Origin of the sequence: Clostridium sp. HBUAS56017 (assembly GCF_007115085.1) — a bacterium.
Taxonomy (GTDB): domain Bacteria; phylum Bacillota; class Clostridia; order Clostridiales; family Clostridiaceae; genus Clostridium; species Clostridium cibarium.
Genome location: NZ_SULK01000005.1, coordinates 43,972 through 61,707, shown reverse-complemented (window position 1 = coordinate 61,707; position 17,736 = coordinate 43,972). Strand labels below are relative to the sequence as shown.

Sequence of the window (17,736 nt, the reverse complement as noted above, 5' to 3'; positions counted from 1 at the left end):
AGTAAAATAGGAAGAGAATTAAGGATAGAAATTGATTTTGTATTTAATGATAATTCTACGTTAAACGAACTTGAAGAGATGGATAAGGTAAGAGAAGAAGTTTACAAAAATATGAAGAGTTTAAATTTTAAAAAGTGGTTAAATGTTAACTTTACAGGAGATAGAAAGTGGGCTTTATAGAAAGACTAGGGAAACCTAGTCTTTTTATTATGTAAAACAATTCAAAAAATAACCTATTTACTATATAATGGAAGTAAGTGGATTTTATTGTAAATTGAAGGTGAGTAATGTGGTTATAATTAAAAATCAAAGGCGAGTTGAATTTGAAAAGAAGATGAAGAGAAGAAGAATAAAAACATATATAGTTACTGGAGTTATAGTTATGTTAAGCATATATATAGCGAGAAATATTAAAGCAAGTGATTATTCGAAAAGTTATGTTGAATATTTATTATATATGAATGCGGGAGAATATGAAATTGGAGATTTTCAGTCTCATAGACAAGAATATGAAGATAGTTTAAATATCAAAGAAATTGATTATAAATTTGATGAAGATATTGAAAAAGAAAATAAACCTACTATGCTCGTGTATCATCATACAGCTGCTTCAGAATTAACTCCTCAAAGTATAAATGAAGATCATAAAGAGAAGGGCTGGGGAGGAATAGGATATAACTTTTATATTAGGAAAGATGGAAATATATATAGGGGAAGACCAGAAGAATATACAGGAGCTCATACTGTGGGTAAGAACTATGAAAGCATTGGAATATGTTTGGAAGGAAATTTCCAAGAGGAAAATCCTACAGAAGAAGAAAAGGATTCTTTAATTAAGCTATCTACAGATATGATAATAAAATATAATATTAAGGAATTAATCGGACATAAGGATGTATATCAAACCTTGTGTCCAGGTGCAAAGTTTCCAATGGAAGAGATTAAGGAAAGAATAAAAGATGAAATACTTAAAGAAAAAGAATTTAAGAATTAATAAAAAAGGGCCAAGCCCTTTTTTATTTTACAGAAAGATCACCTGAGGTAGTTTTAACAGTTACACTTTTTGAACCATCTCCATTAGATAAAGATATATTATCATTTTTATTTAAATCCACATTCTTGTTTCTACCATTAAGTGTTCCTGTAGTAGTTGAAAAAGAAACTGTATAACCAACTTCCTTTGGTATAGTTAGGTCAATATCGCTTGAAATAGAGGAAAAGTTGGAGATATTACCAAGGTTAGATAGTTTCAACTTAATTGAGCCAGAAGTTGAATTTACATCAGAATCTCCGAGTATTCCTCCAAGATAAATATTTCCGTTAAGAGTCTTAAATTTAGAATTGTTGCTTGTTATAGAAGGCGAATCAATCTTGCCGCTTTTACTTTCTAAAGAAACTGTATTTACATTTGTATTTTTTAGTATTATATCTCCACTAGTAGTATTAGCTAAAAGGTTAGTCAATTCTAATCCATTAATATTTATAGATCCACTCAAACTTTTTAGAGAAATATTGTTTTTATAAGTTTTGGGTATATAAATATTTAAATGAAAATTTGAATTTCTCAAAGCAGTGTTAGTTAGGATGTTCACATCATTATCAGTAATATCAAATCTACTTAATCCTTTTGTATAATTGTTATTATCATCAAAATGCCCATCAATGTTAACTTTAATTGTTGACCCATCGTATGACTGTATTGATAAATTATGTGAAATTGATTCTATATTTATATTTTGTACAGTAGGAGAAAAATCTTTTTCTACAGTACCTGAGGAGTTGTAGTGATTATTCCAACCAAAATTCCATCTGAAATCTGAGTCCCAATCAGAGAAATAAGAAGAAAGAGAGTAACCGCTGTTGAATAATACTATTGCTGCTGAAAGGTAACTACATAAAGATATAATTGCTAATATAATTAAAGAAATTTTCACTTTAGTGGGCATAAATTTTTTCATCGGTTATCCTCCTTACTAGAAAATTTGTTTATAAGTTTTCGTATTGCTAAAATTATAAGTTTTAAAACATATATAAGTACTATTATAGAAAAAATAGTAAAAGCCAATGAACCTATAGTGACTAATATAACTACGCTCAATGGAAGATCAGCTAAAAAGGCAGGTATACTAACACCTAAGATACCTAATCCAAGTTTCCCAAGTAGTAGACCTATGCACCCTATTAATAATGAAAACGGTAGAATTATAATAGTTAAAAGGATGCCTAGACCAGCACCTGTAGCTCCTAGAATAAATGAGTTGAAGAGAATAAAAGCTAATATTACTATTGCAATTTTTAATATAGTATTAGATGAATTCGAATTGTTGGAAGTATTCTTAGTAGAGTTGGAAGAATTAGATTTATTATAAGTAGATTTTGGAATACCTTGAACATATCCGCTTCTATATTGATTAACTATCACATATGGATCGCCAAGTTCTTTAATTATTTCTTCGTCTGATTTACCATCGGCCTTGGCGTTTGAAAAATGTTCTTCATAGTCATATAAGATGTCTTGAAGTTCTTTTTCAGGAAAATCATTAAGACCTTCTTTCAGAATTTTGAAAAATTCATTTTTATTCACGATCATAACCTCCTAGTATAATGTTATTAACTGAATTTTGAAAACTTAGCCACTCTTTTTCTAGCTTATTTTTTGTTTCGTAGCCTAATTCAGTAAGTCTGTAATATTTTCTTGGAGGGCCTTCCTGGGATTCTTGTAGATAAGTAGTAAAGTACCCTTCAGTAGTAAGTCTTCTAAGTATAGGATAAATTGTTCCATCAGAAATAAGAATATTCTTAGAAATTTCGCTTACTAATTCATAGCCATAGCAGTCTTTTTTTGATAGAACTGATAAAACACACAATTCAAGAACACCTTTTTTTAGTTGAATATTCATGGTATCACCTCTTATCCTTTAGTATGAATTTATTATAATCAAAGGTATTATACAATACAAGGTAGTGAATTATATTTAATATTATATTAAGAAAAATAATAAAATATTAAGAATTTACATAATAGTAGAAGTCACTGGTGTATGTGGATATATAGTAATTATTATCCACAGATGAATGCTAGTAAAATAGGCATTATGTGACTAATGTGCATAAGTTTATAAATAATGTGGATAACTTTTTAAGTTATCCACATTATTATAAAAAAATATTGACACAATATATATAAAAGATATATTTGTCAACAACAATATAAGGAATGTTGCATAAACAATTATTATTCGTTAAAATCAATTATATTAGAACAACAGTTTCTGATAAAAAACACACACATAATTCACAAAACTGTGGATAAAAACTGTGGATAATGTGTATAAGTGGGGTGGAAAAATGGAATATAATAAGAATATATATGATGCAATTTTTATAAATAGACCAAATAGATTTAATGCAAAAGTAATTTATAATGACGAAGAAATAACAGTTCATGTTCCTAATACCGGAAGATGTAAAGAAATCTTAATCCCTGGTTGTCAGGTGTTTTTGAGAGAAGAGAAGAATCCGACAAGAAAGACGGCTTTTGATCTTATAGGAGCATATAAAGGAGATAAGAATATAAGTATAGATTCTCAAATCCCTAATAAAGTTGTTAAAGAAGCTCTTGAAAACAAAGTTGTGGATAAGTTGAAAAAATATACAAATATATTAAGTGAAAAAACTTTTGGAGCAAGTAGGTTTGATTTTAAATTATTAAAAGATAATGGAGAAGAATATTATTTGGAAGTTAAAGGGGTAACTTTGGAGGAGAATGGCCATTGTAGGTTTCCAGATGCACCTACGGAGAGAGGTAGAAAACATCTGCTTGAATTGATTGATGTAAAGAAAAGTGGAAGAGGCGCAGGGGTTTTGTTTTTAATACAAATTGAAGATGTAAAAAGTTTTTCTCCAAATGACGATACAGATCCTGAGTTTGGCAAAGCACTACGAAAGGCTGCAGAGGAAGGTGTGGATATATTTGCTTATTCATCTAAAGTTACAAGGACTGGAATAACATTAGATAAACCTGTGAAGATACTTTTATAATAATTAATTTATTAGTATAATAAAATAAAGTGTTTGGAATTGTTAGAAATTAAGTTGAATGAGAATCTGTTGAAAGAGGGATAGTATGAAATTTAAGTTTTGCCCTATTTGTGGAAGAAAGCTTGGAGAGATGTTTTGTGGGGATGAAGGACGTATACCTTACTGTGAATATGATAATGAATTGTTTTTCGATACTCCGAAACCATGTATAATGGTAGCAGTAATTAAAGATGATGAAATTCTTTTATTAAAACAAAGTTACATATATAAGGATTCTAAAGTTTTAGTATCTGGATATATAGGGATAGATGAAAAAGCTGAAGATACTGTATATAGAGAGGTTTTAGAAGAAACTTCAATAGAAATTCAAAATGTTGAATTTTTAGGTACTGATTATATAGAAGGAAAAGAATTACTTATGCTTACATATTTAGCAAGTTACAAAGCTGGAGTGCTAAGTAAATCAAAAGAAGTTGAGGAAGCGAGTTGGGTTAAAATAAGTGATGCTTTAGAGCATATGAAAGAAAATCTAATAGGACAAAGAGTTATTAAAAAAGTGTTAGATAGAAGAAAAATGTATTGATAGAAATTATTCATTTAAAATTGCTGGAAGTATTACTTTCAGTAATTTTTTATAGAAGCAAGTATTAAAAGTTAATATATTAGGAAAACGTTATGTTATTTATGGAAAATATGTTAAAATATTATAAGGGAAAAGTTCTTTCTAGAATAATTCTTCTTGAAGTAATTAATAAGTCTTAAGTTTAAATAATTTTACAGTAAGATAAAAATAAATTAATCATTTTTGTCTTTATAAAAGATAATAAAAGTGTATAATATTTCATAGTGATAAATTAAGGATAGGAGGATGAAGGATGGCGAAGGAGTCAAAATATGTGCCTGAGATAAAGGGAACACTAAGAAATCATGTTGTAGAGGTTCCATCGGTCATACGAGATTGTAGTGGAATTAAAATATTTGGAAAAAGGATTAAATCTCTACTATTTACAACTGATGTAGCCATAATAAGAAATACAAATGCAGATGCAATAATAGCCGTTTATCCATTTACTCCACAACCTTTAATTACAGAAGCACTAGTAATGGCAGCTGATGTGCCAGTATTTTGCGGAGTTGGAGGAGGTATTACTCAGGGAAAAAGAGTAATAAATTTAGCTCTTGATGCGGAATTTAAGGGTGCTATGGGGATAGTTGTTAATGCTCCTACATCAAATGAAATTGTAAGAAAGATAAGATCTACAATAGATATACCAGTTGTAGTTACTGTTGTTTCTGATCATGAAGATATAGCAGAAAGAATAGAAGCAGGGGCAACTATACTAAATATATCTGGTGGTAAAGATACTGCAAGGATAGTTAGAACTATAAGGAAGAGTTTCCCAGAGTACCCTATAATAGCTACTGGGGGCCCAACGGTAGAGAGCATAAAAGAGACCATAGAAGCAGGAGCCAATGCAATAACTTTTACACCACCACCAACAGCTGAAATCATGGGAGACCTTATGGACAAGTATAGATAAAAATTCGGTATATTAAGATATACTGAATTTTTTTTGTGTAATTTAAGAAATAAGTAATATTATACCTTTTATCAACCATTATAATTTACAATTTTTTGTGGTATGATTAATTTATGTATTTTTTGAAAGGTTAGTAAAAATAAAAAGGATGTGGAAAAAGTAGTGTCTGATAATAAGGAAGAAATGATTATTAACGATATTCCAATGAAGGAAATAGATATTGACAAGAAAAAGAAAAAAAGCTTTTTTAGGGAATGGGTTATTCCGGTATTTGTAGCGATTCTTGCGGCGTTATTGATTAAAGAGTTTTTAGTTTATAAAGTAGAAGTGCCAACAGGATCTATGATTCCTACTATAAATGAAGGAGATCAATTTCTTGTTACAAGGATATATAATCTAGGCAATCTAAAAAGGGGAGAGATAGTAGTATTTGATTCAAAAGAATTAAATGATGTTTTGATAAAAAGACTTATAGGGCTTCCAGGAGATAATATTAGTATAGTTAATGGAAAAGTTTCAGTAAATGGGGAAGAGCTTGATGAAAATTACGTTGTAAATCATGATAAGTTTAATGGTGAATATCATGTGCCGGAAGGAAAATATTTCTTTTTAGGAGATAATAGACCGGATTCATTTGATTCGAGGAAGTGGAAGAATCCGTACATAGATGGAAAAGATATAAAAGCAAAAGCTCAGATAAGGGTATATCCTTTTGATAGTTTTGGAAAAATAAAATAATTTATAAAAAATTCAGCATAAAATGAATATGTTGAATTTTTTTATAAATTAAAATAAAGGAATAATAACATTGCAGTTAGCGTTGTTAATTGACAATTATTTATGTTATACTAAGTCTGTATATCTATGAGAAAAGGAGATTTAATTATGGAACAAATATACATTGTTGACAGAATAGAAGGTGATTACTTTGTAATCGAATCTCCAAATGGGGAAATAATAGATGTAAGTAAAGATAAAATTAAAGGATATGCAAAAGATGGGGATTGTTTAATTTTAAAAAACAATTATTTTTTTATAGATAAAGAGGCTACTTTAAAAAGAAAAGAAGAAATAGCAAGGAAAATGGAAGGGATGTGGCAAGATTAATGAATGAAAAAAGTGAATCGGAGATAGAGGAAGAAAATTCAATAGAAGGTGAATCAAACATAGATAATAATAATGAAAAAAAGGGAAAGATAAAAAAGAAGAAAAATTTCTTTTTTGAATGGATTGTTCCTATAATAGTAGCAGTAGCTATAGCTATACTTATAAAACAGTTTCTTATTTTTAAAGTATATATTCCTTCGGGATCAATGATACCGACATTAAATGTAGGTGATCATCTTTTTGTTACAAGAGTATATAATTTAAATAATATAAAAAGAGGCGATATAATAGTATTTGATTCAGAAGAGCTAAATGATGTTTTAATAAAAAGACTTATAGGACTGCCAGGAGATACTGTTAGCATAGTAAATGGTAAAGTATCAGTAAATGGAGAGGAATTAGATGAAAGTTATGTAAAACCTGAGAATAGTGATCAGTTTTATGGAGAATTTCATGTTCCAGATGGAAAATACTTTTTCTTAGGAGACAATAGAAGAGTTTCGTTTGACTCGAGAAAATGGGTGAATCCATATGTAGATGGAAAAGATATAAAAGCAAAAGCACAATTAAAAGTATATCCGTTTAGTGATTTTGGTAGCGTTAAATAATAAGCAAAAACTAAGGAAAGAGGTGGGTATAGCATGAATAATGAGCCTAAAAAGAATGAAAAGAAGAGTAAAAAACCCATAATAATATATTTTATAGTTACAATAGCAATATTGTTAGTTGCCAACTATTCAAGAGATGCATATATGAATAAAGAAATTTCGTATAATGAATTTTTAAACATGATTAACAATAAGGAAATTTCAGAAATAGTGATTTCAAGTGATAATTTAGTTATTACGCCCAAAGATGGGACAGAGTATGCAGGAAAAACTTTATACACAGCCAATATTGAGAATGATAAACTACTAGATGAACTTATTGAAGCGGGAGATATAAGATTTACAGGGAAAAATCCAAAAGAATCTATATTTATGAATGCATTTATGACATATATAATTCCGATAGCATTTTTATATTTCATGTGGAGATTTTTATTCTCTAAGATGATAGGAAAAATGGGCGGAGGAATGGGTAACATTGGTAAAAATAATGCTAAAGTATATGTAGAAGACCAAATAAAAGTTACCTTTAAAGATGTAGCTGGACAAGAAGAAGCAAAAGAATCACTTGAAGAGGTTATTGGATTCTTAAATGCACCAACTAAATATACAGAAATAGGTGCAAAGCTTCCTAAAGGAGTTCTTTTAGTGGGCCCTCCAGGAACAGGTAAAACACTTATAGCAAAGGCAGTGGCAGGAGAAGCAAAAGTTCCATTTTTCTCTTTATCAGGATCAAGCTTTGTAGAGATGTTTGTAGGAGTTGGAGCTTCAAGAGTTAGAGAATTGTTTAAAGATGCTGAAAAACAAGCTCCTTGTATAATATTTATAGATGAAATTGATGCTATTGGTAAGAGTAGAGACAATCAGATGCAAAGTAACGATGAGAGAGAACAAACCCTAAACCAATTATTATCAGAGATGGATGGATTTGATTCTTCAAAAGGTATAGTTATATTAGCAGCTACAAATAGACCAGAGATATTAGATAAAGCTTTACTTAGACCAGGAAGATTTGATAGAAGAGTAATTGTTGATAAACCGGATCTTATTGGAAGGGAAGCAATACTAAATGTTCATGCTAAAGATGTAACATTAGATCCTGAAGTTGATTTAAAAGAAATAGCAAAAATAACCTCAGGTGCTGCAGGAGCAGATCTTGCAAACATGATTAATGAAGGTGCCTTAAGGGCAGTAAAGCATGGTAGAAAAAAAGTGCTTCAAGAAGATTTAAGAGATGCAGTAGAAGTAATTATTGCTGGTAAGGAAAAGAAAGATAGGATATTATCACAAAAGGAAAAGAAAATCGTTGCATTCCATGAAGTGGGACACGCATTGGTTGCTGCATTACTTAAAGGTTCAGATCCAGTACATAAAATTACAATAGTTCCTAGAACTATGGGAGCGCTTGGATATACAATGCAACTTCCAGAAGAAGAAAAACATTTAAATTCAAAAAAAGAATTTATGAATGAAATTGCAATACTCTTAGGTGGTAGGTCAGCAGAAGAAATAGTATTAAATGAGGCTACAAATGGTGCTTCTAATGATATAGAAAGAGCTACTCAAATAGCTAGAAATATGGTAACTATATATGGTATGTCAGATAGATTTGATATGGTAGCATTAGAATCTGTACAAAATAGATATCTAGATGGAAGAGCAGTTAGAAATTGTAGCGATGAAACTTCAACACTAATAGATGAAGAGATACTAAAAATAGTAAAAGAAGCTCATAATAAAGCTAAAGAAATATTAAGAGAAAACAGAGAACTGTTAGATAAAATATCAGGTGTTGTATTAGAAAAAGAAACTATATTCGGAGATGAGTTTATGAATATGGTTTGTGAAAAGTATCCAGAGCTTAAAAAGCAAGATAAAAAAGAGGGATTAGATTTAGAAGATAAAACTATAGAAGTAGAGACAGAAGAAATTGATAAAAAAACAGCTATTGATGTTACTATAGAGTAATATAGAATTTACAATTAATAATAAAGAATATGAATTCCTACGAGGTTTTTTAAATAAATATTTAAAAAATTTTGTAGGAATTTTAAGCCCTAATTGCAAGTGATAGTGAGGAAGAGGTGTTTGTATGAATAAAGATTTAGAATTTTTGATGGAGGAAAATAAACTTCAAGATACCATTAATATTTTAAATAATGAAATTCTGAAGTTTATTGGAAAGAGAAAAAGTATTACTGATTATATAGTTGAGTATAGAAAGAAATATATTGAAGATTATAAGGATGATGAAGATAAAGTAATAGATTACTTCGATCATGAAAAGTACGTTAAGGAAGAAGCTTTTAGGACCATAGATAAACGACTTAAGGAGTTTACTGTACTTAAGGAATCACCTTACTTTGGTAAGATTACTTTTACTGAAGAAAATGAAGGGGCCGAGGATTTATATATTGGTAGATTTGGGTTAACGCCAGAAGAAAGCTATGAACCAGTGATTGTTGATTGGAGAGCACCTATAGCATCATTATTTTACAAAGGAACATTAGGAGAATGTAGCTATATATCACCAATAGGAGAGATAAAAACAAACCTTTTAGGCAGAAGACAACTTATTATAAAAAAAGGTGAACTAAAAGGGTTATTTGATTCAGCGGTTGATGTAAAAGATGAAATACTACAAATGGTATTAACAACAAATTCAAATGAAAAGTTAAAAGATATAGTAATGACTATTCAAGAAGAGCAAGATGAGATAATAAGAGCTCCAAAGGATAAAGTTGTTGTAGTTAATGGGGTAGCTGGATCAGGTAAAACTACAATTGCACTTCATAGAGTTTCATATCTGCTTTATAACAATAGAAAACAATTTGGAGATAAGGTATTAGTACTTGGACCAAATGATATATTTATAGATTATATAGCACAGGTATTGCCTTCATTAGGTGAAGAAGGCGGAATAAGACAAACTACATTTCAACAGTTCGCTATGGAAGAAATAGATCTTCATGAACCTGTAAAAGGATTTTCAGAATATATAGAAGAAGCAATGAGTGGAAATCAGGATGCATTAAAAGAATATAAATATAAAAGTTCTAGAAAGTTTTCTGAGACATTAGATAAACAATTAGAGGATATGAATGATAATTATTTCAATATAAAACCAGTAACTTTCTTTGGAGAAGAGATAGTTGATGTTAATGAAATAAAAGATTTATTCACAAAACATTATGGATATATGCCTTTATTTAGAAGAAGTGCGAAGATAAAGAGGGTTCTCGTATCGAAAATTAAAGATAAAAGAGATGAACTTGTAAGAGAACTTAACGCAGAAATTAAGAAAAAGATAGAAGAATTATCACCAGGAGAGCTTGAAATAGAAAAGAATAATTTAGATTTTAAAAGAAGACTTAGAATAAGAGAAATAGTTAGAGGCGTGATGAATTCAAGGGATGAACTTGATAATTGGATAAACAATGAGGATATTGTTTCATTATATAAGAGAATTACAAATACCGAATCTCTAGGATATATGGATCTTGCTGGAATATTATATTTAATGGTTAAATTAAATGGTAAGAGATGTAAAAGTGAAATAAAGCATGTAGTTATAGATGAGGCGCAAGATTATAATCTAACTCAATTTAAGTTAATTAAAGAACTTACGGATTGTAAGAGTTTTACAATAGTTGGGGATAGCAATCAAAGACTTATAACAACAGATGAAGAACCAGCGATGTTACATTTAGATAAGTTATTTGGAGAAGATGTAGTTAATTTTGAATTAAATAAGAGCTATAGATCTACTCAGCAAATAATGGAATATGCAAGCAAGTTTTTAGATGAAGATAAGGTGATTCCACTAGTTCGTGAAGGGGAAATGGTATTAGAAGAAGAAACTACATCAATTGAAGATACTGTTGAAACATTATCATCTATAATAGAAGATTTTGAGGAAGATGGGCTTGAAAGTATAGCTATTATAACTAAGGACAAAGATAAGCTAAAGGAAGTATCTAATTTAATTAAAGCAAAAACTAAAGTAGTAACCTTTGATAAGGAAGACATGATATACAAAGGAGGTTTAGTATTATTACCAGCATACTATGCAAAAGGGTTAGAGTTTGATGGAGTAATATTATTAGATGACTTTGATGATACACCAAATCTTGTGAAGTATATAATGTGTACTAGGGCTTTACACAGACTTGCAGTAATAAAAAGAGGATAAAATTATAAAAAATAGGGATTTAAATAATAAAACTATAGGTGTTTTGTAATTAAAACATCTATAGTTTTTTGTATTTTAAGAAAGAAAATATATTTTTAATTTATGAAATTATATGCATAAAGAGAATAAAACATGCACAAATGAATAAATAATGCATAAGTACTAACTTGCAAAGGATTTTATACAATTTTTTATGCATATTAATATATTAATTATAGTAATGTTAGAGAAAAATTATATTTTTGAAAAAAAGTATTGCATAATTATAAGTTTATAAGGTATAATTATACTCAGATAAAGAAGTTAAGCCGAAGTATTAAGGGGGATTAAAATATGAAAAAAGGATTGATAAAAAAGGTTTGTGCCTCAGCTTTAGTAGGGGTGATGGTAATGTCACTTATGGCATGCGGAAAGAAAGAAGAAAAGAATAATCTTACAGCTATAAAAGACAATGGAAAGGTAGTTGTTGGATTAAGTGCAGATTATGCACCATATGAGTTCCACGCAGTAGTTGATGGTGAGGATAAAACTGTAGGATTTGATGTGGAACTTGCAAAAGAAGTAGCAAAGGATCTTGGAGTAGATTTAGAAATAAAAGAAATGGATTTTGAAGCGTTAATTGGTGCTCTTCAAGCAGGGCAAATTGATATGATTATATCAGGTATGAATCCGGATGAAGAGAGAAAGAAACAAATTGATTTCTCAGATATATATTATGAAGCTCAACATGCAGTTTTAGTGAATTCAGCTGACAAGGAAAAATACAAGAAAATTGATGATTTAAATGGAAAGAAGATTGGTGCTCAGCTAGGATCAACTCAACAAAAAATAGCTGAAGATAAAATTCAAGCAGGAAAGATTTCTTTACTAGCGAGTGTTAATGATTTAGTTCTTCAATTAAAGAGTGGTAAAGTTGATGCTATAGTAACAGAAGAACCAGTTGCAAAGATGGCAAATAAAACTAATCCAGAATTAGTTCTTTCAGATATTTCATTTAAAGATGAAAGCGGCGGAAATGCAATTGGAGTTAAAAAGGATTCTAAAGAATTAGTTGAAGCAGTAAATAAAACTATAAAAAGATTAAAGGACTCAGGAGATTTAGATAAATTTATAATAGATGCTAATGATTTAGCAGCAAAAAATCAAAGTAAATAGATAGAGAATTGATAGTAAGATATATTACTATCAGAGGAGGAGAGACGTTGTTTACATTTAGTTTTCTAGGGGATTATATGCCAAAGTTTATAGATGGTGTGAAAATTACTTTAGGTATATCCCTAATTACAGTATTTCTAGGTACATTACTTGGGGCAGTGTTATTTTTTATGAAAAGTTCAAACTTTTCCATATGGAAGATAAAACCGTTAAAGATAATAGCATCGGTTTATGTTGAAATAATAAGAGGAACACCAATGTTATTACAAATATTGATGGTTTACTCAGGATCTAAGATAGTTTTTAATATTGATGTTACTGCTTTTTCAGCAGCTATAATAGCAATAGCGTTGAATTCAGCTGCATATGTATCAGAAATTGTTAGAGCTGGAATTGAGGCAGTCGATGTTGGTCAAACGGAGGCAGCAAGAAGCTTGGGCATGTCAAGAGGTATGACAATGAGATTAATAATTATCCCTCAAGCAGTAAGAAATATTTTACCTGCAATAGGTAATGAATTTGTAGCTGTAATTAAGGAATCTTCAATGGCATCAGTTTTAGGTGTCGGAGAGCTAATGTTTTCAGCTAAGATTGTTCAAGGTGCTACATACCTTTCATTAGAACCATTAATGGTTGCAGCTGTATTTTATTTTATTCTAACATTTTCATTAGGAAGATTAATGGGATATGCTGAAAGGAGAATGAAAGCAAGTGATTCACGTTAATAATTTACACAAGAATTTTGGTAGTAATGAAGTTCTTAAAGGAATAGATGAACACATTAAAAAAGGTGAAGTTGTAGTGGTAATAGGACCATCAGGTTCTGGAAAATCAACCTTTTTGAGATGTTTGAACCTTCTAGAAACACCTACAATGGGAGAAATAGTATTCGAAGGTAATACTATTACAGATAAGAAGGTCAATATAGATAAACTTAGAGAAAAGATGGGAATGGTATTTCAGTCATTTAATCTTTTCCCACATAAAAAAGTTATAGATAACATTACGCTTGCTCCTATCAAGGTTAAGAAGATGGAGCAAGGGGCCGCAATGGCAAAAGCAAAAGACTTACTAGATATGGTTGGATTAATTGATAAAGCAGAGACTTATCCATCTTCCTTATCTGGAGGTCAAAAACAAAGAATAGCTATTGCTAGAGCATTAGCTATGGAACCAGATGTTATGTTATTTGATGAGCCTACATCAGCACTAGATCCAGAGATGGTTGGAGAAGTACTAAGTGTAATGAAGAAGCTTGCAAAAGAGGGAATGACAATGGTTGTTGTAACTCATGAAATGGGATTTGCAAAGGAAGTTGGGGATAGAATACTATTTATGGATGGAGGAAAAATTGTAGAACAAGGAACTCCAGAAGAGCTATTTAATAATCCTAAAAATCCTAGGACAATAGATTTTTTATCAAAAGTACTTTAAGATTAATAAAAATAAGGATGAAGTTTAAAGGCAATGCTTTAAACTTCATCCTTGTTAATTTTTTAATAAAAATGACTATATCTATAATGAGAAGAACCAAATGAAATTGCAATTAATGCGAAAATAAATATAACAACAAATACAACTATTACAAATATTAATGGAGCCCATGTTGTTCCGCCACTTTTACGTAATCTATTGAAGATTGTATTATTATCAAATCCCATATAAGATGTTGATTTAATAGAACGTATTTTATTAGTAGCATGTTTCATATAGAGTTGATTAGCAAATAAAGAAGAAAGCACACCTACAAGTATATTTAAAATAATTCCAAACCAATTTGTAGTTCTAGATGCGATATTAAAGTTATGACCAGTAAGTGTAGCGCTTGTGCTAGCTATAAATAGTCTTATAATGAAATTAACTCCAAATATTCCAGCTGCAATTCCGTACATTTTTCTATGCCAGAACCAAAGGAAATTTGTAAAGAATGCTGGCCAATTCCAAGAAATAAAGTTTTTATTTTCTTGAGATTTTCCCCATTTATCAATATAATAATCTGAATTCTTATAGCCTATAAATTCCATCATTTCAGCAGATGAAATTCCATTTTGATCCCTAAAGTCATTATTTTCACCAAATTGAGAATTGTTAAAATTTTGTGTGTTTTGATTTGGGTGATATTGGTTGTTTTGATTAAAACCATAATTACCATTAAAGTTTTGATTAACATATTGTTGTTGAGGGTTTTGGTTATACCCCTGAGTATTTTGATTGGTTGATTCATATCCTTGATTTATAGAATTGTTATTATTAATGTGTGAAGGACATGATGGATTCACACAAACATTATTTGTATTTAGCTCTTTTCCACATTTTGGACAGAACATTAAAATTCCCCCTTGTTATATAAAATGTAGTATAAAAGCTTAAATTAAAAATAGTACAGGGATATTATACAACAAAAAAGGATAAATTTATATAAAATTAATAAAATATATTTAAGTTTTTTAAAAGTAAATTATGATTAAATAAAAAATAGACTGAATCCAAAGGTAAAATACGAATTTTACCTTCAGGAGTCAATCTGTTCTTTTATTTAAAAAACTGAATATGGTGATTTTGAATGATTATCTATACTTGAATCATTTGAATAAGGTTCATCAAAAAGTGAGCTATTTGAATCATCATTATAATAATCATCAAAAAGAGAATCGCTGTAATCTGAATCATCATCGTAATATGGATCAGTTATTTTAGGCGATTTATAATTATATGAATCTCTATAGTGATTATGATATCTATAAGAAGGAATATAGTGATTTGCTAAAGCGGAAAAAATCATAATAATTGAAACAATTATCCCTATTACAAGTCCGGCAATAGATACTTTGCCAGCATTCCTCAAACGCCTATAATACATATCCATGTCCATGTTGATGTTGGAAAACTTAATTTGATTGATTTTTTTTATGCAGTTTTTTAAATAGAAATGGCTGCTAAATAAAGCACATAATGTATTCCCTATAAGCAATATAGGCGGAAAAATTGATGGGAAAAATATTATGGAAACCAGATGAATTACAAAATAAATTGCTCCAAATAGATTTAATTTTCTATAGAATAACCAAATCCAAGAGAAGAAAAAGGCTGGCCAAATCCAAGAAAAATATCTAGGTGTAGAATCGTTACTTGTCCATTTATCAATGTAAAAGGATGGATTTTTATCACCCATAAATTGAATCATCTCAGAAGCGCTTATACCATTTTTGTCAATAAAGTTAGGATCACAATTATAACCTAAATAGCTATTCCTATTATAAGATTGATAAGAGTAATTATTTGTTTTATTATTTTGTCCAGTTGAATAATTAGAATTTATATTTGAAGGACATGAACTGTTATGGCATACGTTATTAGAATTTAGTTCATGACCACAATATGTACAAAACATTTAAAAACCTCCTGTTTATATTAAGTGAAATTGGTAGTGATAAAAATATCACTACCGCTATGTTAAAATCTAAGATGACCTACGTTACTAATTGAAATAGCAGTAGCAAATACAATGAGTATCAATGCTAAAACAAAAAGTCCTATTGCTACAAATAATGGAATCCAAGTTATGCCGCCCATTGATCTTAGTCTTCTAACAAACATAGAATTATCAAATCCCATAGAAGTTGTAAATTTAGCTGATTTTATCTTATTAGTTGCATGATTTATATATAATTGGTTGGCAAGTAATCCAGAGCCAATCATTATCACTAATGATATTAAGTAGCGTAACCATTTAAAGTGACCTAATAAAAGAAGGCTGCCAATATCGACTGCAAATATAATTCCAGCTATGTTATACATCTTTCTGAACCAAAACCAATATAAAGTGAAGAGAAATGAAGGCCAATTCCAAGATACAAAATTAGAATTTTCTTGGAATCTAGTCCATTTATCCATGTAATATTCCGTATTTTTATCACCTAAGAATTCCATCATCTCAGTTGCAGATATTCCATTTGCATCTCTGAATTCATTGTTCATATTCGTTTCATTTGAGTTATTGAAATTATTAGAACCTTGATTAAAGTTTTGGTTATAGTTTTCATTATTGTTTTCATTGTAGTTATTGTTATTATTAAAAATATCATTGTTAGAGTTCAAGTTTGAATTAGAAGTATCTGAGTTTAGTTTTAAATTTTTATCATAATGATTATTAATGTTTGTGATACAATCTGGATTTGTGCAAATGTTATTAGAATCTAACTCATGACCACATTTTGGACAAAACATTAAAATTCCCCCTTTTTCAAAATTTAAGCATATACAACAATTATATAATAGAATTAGAAAAATATACAGAAGTTAAGGAAAATATATAAGAAAAAAACCCTAAGCAATCGATATATTACTTAAGGTTTTTAAACAAAAATACTGATACTATAAAGCTATTTCTTCATTTTTTTCAGATAAAAATGGAGTTGTTAGCTTTTCAAGTCTTGGCATAAAGAACTGAATTGCTGGACCAGTCAAAAATGCAGCTATTAGAGTACCAATTCCTATAACTCCTCCTAGTAGAAAACCAATTACAATCAATGTTACATCCATAGTAATACGGATTTTGCTATATGTAAGTTTTGTTTTATCTGTAATTAAAAGAGGAACTATATCATTAGCAGCTACACCTAAGTTAGTAGATTTTAGTAAAGAAAATCCAATAGCTATTACAATACAGCTTAGAGCTAAAAATAGTGATTTTATTATAATATTTGAATAAGGAATAAATTCGATTACAAAACTATCCATTGGTAGTGGATTAAAAAACGTTGTCATCATGTTGATAAAAGGACCGGCCACCATTGTAGAAAGTATTGTTCCGATATTTAAATAATGCCAATCAACGATTGCGATAATAATTATCAAAGTAGCTGTAATAAACGTACTTGCCATTCCTACTGATACGCCTAATTTCGCAGAAATTCCTTGAGTAAATACTGTAAATGGGTCTGAACCTATATTTGCCTTGATAAACATTGCAACACCAGTTTGAATTATCCAAACCCCTAGAAAAAATAGTACTAATTTCTTTGCTAGTAATTTTACATCGATTTTTTTCATTTAATACACTCCTATTTTATTTGTTATTATACAATAAAAA

19 protein-coding genes and 1 pseudogene are annotated in these 17,736 nt (G+C 29.4%); 13 read left to right on the top strand and 7 right to left on the bottom strand.

Features of this window, described 5'->3' with window-relative positions; all coding sequences use genetic code 11:
• Both FAY47_RS20860 and FAY47_RS06475 read left to right on the top strand, forming a co-directional pair.
• Positions 1-180, top strand: a pseudogene (locus FAY47_RS20860) (cation transporter); the annotation flags it as partial.
• 109 nt (positions 181-289) lie between these two features.
• A complete protein-coding gene (locus FAY47_RS06475; protein ID WP_243129562.1) occupies positions 290-994 on the top strand; it encodes a peptidoglycan recognition family protein in 705 nt (234 codons plus the stop codon).
• 22 nt (positions 995-1,016) lie between these two features.
• Here FAY47_RS06475 and FAY47_RS06470 read toward each other — a convergent pair whose 3' ends face one another.
• From FAY47_RS06470 to FAY47_RS06460, 3 genes are read right to left on the bottom strand one after another with little or no spacing between them, the layout of a single operon-like run.
• On the bottom strand, positions 1,017-1,958 hold the full coding sequence (locus tag FAY47_RS06470; RefSeq protein ID WP_143315847.1) for a DUF4097 family beta strand repeat-containing protein: 942 nt from the start codon (positions 1,956-1,958) through the stop codon (positions 1,017-1,019).
• Entirely contained in the window at positions 1,955-2,584 is a 630-nt protein-coding gene (locus FAY47_RS06465) for a DUF1700 domain-containing protein (protein ID WP_185966751.1), read from the bottom strand. The genes FAY47_RS06470 and FAY47_RS06465 overlap by 4 nt, the downstream gene beginning before the upstream one ends.
• Positions 2,577-2,900 carry a PadR family transcriptional regulator gene (locus tag FAY47_RS06460; RefSeq protein ID WP_143315843.1) on the bottom strand — a complete coding sequence of 108 codons (324 nt, stop codon included), beginning with the start codon at positions 2,898-2,900 and terminating at the stop codon, positions 2,577-2,579. The genes FAY47_RS06465 and FAY47_RS06460 overlap by 8 nt, the downstream gene beginning before the upstream one ends.
• Positions 2,901-3,348: 448 nt before the next feature.
• On the opposite strand from FAY47_RS06460, the gene sfsA reads away from it, so the two are divergent.
• From sfsA to FAY47_RS06405, 11 genes are all read left to right on the top strand, one after another.
• Positions 3,349-4,041 carry a DNA/RNA nuclease SfsA gene (gene sfsA / locus FAY47_RS06455; RefSeq protein WP_143315841.1) on the top strand — a complete coding sequence of 231 codons (693 nt, stop codon included), beginning with the start codon at positions 3,349-3,351 and terminating at the stop codon, positions 4,039-4,041.
• An 85-nt stretch (positions 4,042-4,126) separates the two neighbouring features.
• Positions 4,127-4,624 (top strand): NUDIX domain-containing protein, encoded by a 498-nt coding sequence (locus tag FAY47_RS06450; RefSeq protein WP_143315839.1) that lies wholly within the window; start codon positions 4,127-4,129, stop codon positions 4,622-4,624.
• A 292-nt stretch (positions 4,625-4,916) separates the two neighbouring features.
• A complete protein-coding gene (locus FAY47_RS06445) occupies positions 4,917-5,582 on the top strand; it encodes a hydrolase (protein ID WP_143315837.1) in 666 nt (221 codons plus the stop codon).
• Between the two features lie 204 nt (positions 5,583-5,786).
• Positions 5,787-6,320: a signal peptidase I gene (gene lepB, locus FAY47_RS06440; RefSeq protein WP_143316000.1), complete on the top strand. Its 534-nt coding sequence runs from the start codon at positions 5,787-5,789 to the stop codon at positions 6,318-6,320.
• Between the two features lie 147 nt (positions 6,321-6,467).
• The gene (locus tag FAY47_RS06435) at positions 6,468-6,689 is read left to right on the top strand and encodes a DUF3006 domain-containing protein (protein WP_143315835.1); all 222 of its coding nucleotides are present in this window, start codon (positions 6,468-6,470) and stop codon (positions 6,687-6,689) included.
• On the top strand, positions 6,689-7,297 hold the full coding sequence (gene lepB / locus FAY47_RS06430) for a signal peptidase I (protein WP_143315999.1): 609 nt from the start codon (positions 6,689-6,691) through the stop codon (positions 7,295-7,297). Before FAY47_RS06435 ends, lepB (FAY47_RS06430) begins: the two co-directional genes overlap by 1 nt.
• A 33-nt stretch (positions 7,298-7,330) precedes the next feature.
• Positions 7,331-9,265 (top strand): ATP-dependent zinc metalloprotease FtsH, encoded by a 1,935-nt coding sequence (gene ftsH, locus FAY47_RS06425; RefSeq protein WP_143315833.1) that lies wholly within the window; start codon positions 7,331-7,333, stop codon positions 9,263-9,265.
• A 124-nt stretch (positions 9,266-9,389) separates the two neighbouring features.
• Positions 9,390-11,489 (top strand): UvrD-helicase domain-containing protein, encoded by a 2,100-nt coding sequence (locus FAY47_RS06420; protein ID WP_143315831.1) that lies wholly within the window; start codon positions 9,390-9,392, stop codon positions 11,487-11,489.
• A gap of 333 nt (positions 11,490-11,822) precedes the next feature.
• Entirely contained in the window at positions 11,823-12,644 is an 822-nt protein-coding gene (locus tag FAY47_RS06415) for a transporter substrate-binding domain-containing protein (RefSeq protein ID WP_143315829.1), read from the top strand.
• A 77-nt stretch (positions 12,645-12,721) separates the two neighbouring features.
• The gene (locus tag FAY47_RS06410; protein WP_143315998.1) at positions 12,722-13,369 is read left to right on the top strand and encodes an amino acid ABC transporter permease; all 648 of its coding nucleotides are present in this window, start codon (positions 12,722-12,724) and stop codon (positions 13,367-13,369) included.
• Positions 13,356-14,078: an amino acid ABC transporter ATP-binding protein gene (locus FAY47_RS06405; RefSeq protein WP_143315827.1), complete on the top strand. Its 723-nt coding sequence runs from the start codon at positions 13,356-13,358 to the stop codon at positions 14,076-14,078. The genes FAY47_RS06410 and FAY47_RS06405 overlap by 14 nt, the downstream gene beginning before the upstream one ends.
• A gap of 62 nt (positions 14,079-14,140) precedes the next feature.
• Here FAY47_RS06405 and FAY47_RS06400 read toward each other — a convergent pair whose 3' ends face one another.
• From FAY47_RS06400 to FAY47_RS06385, 4 genes are all read right to left on the bottom strand, one after another.
• Positions 14,141-14,971 (bottom strand): DUF2628 domain-containing protein, encoded by an 831-nt coding sequence (locus FAY47_RS06400; protein ID WP_143315825.1) that lies wholly within the window; start codon positions 14,969-14,971, stop codon positions 14,141-14,143.
• A 209-nt stretch (positions 14,972-15,180) separates the two neighbouring features.
• Entirely contained in the window at positions 15,181-16,035 is an 855-nt protein-coding gene (locus FAY47_RS06395) for a DUF2628 domain-containing protein (protein WP_143315823.1), read from the bottom strand.
• A 62-nt stretch (positions 16,036-16,097) separates the two neighbouring features.
• The gene (locus tag FAY47_RS06390) at positions 16,098-16,871 is read right to left on the bottom strand and encodes a DUF2628 domain-containing protein (protein WP_143315821.1); all 774 of its coding nucleotides are present in this window, start codon (positions 16,869-16,871) and stop codon (positions 16,098-16,100) included.
• 147 nt (positions 16,872-17,018) lie between these two features.
• Positions 17,019-17,696: a DUF6198 family protein gene (locus tag FAY47_RS06385; RefSeq protein ID WP_143315819.1), complete on the bottom strand. Its 678-nt coding sequence runs from the start codon at positions 17,694-17,696 to the stop codon at positions 17,019-17,021.
• Positions 17,697-17,736 lie beyond the last annotated feature (40 nt).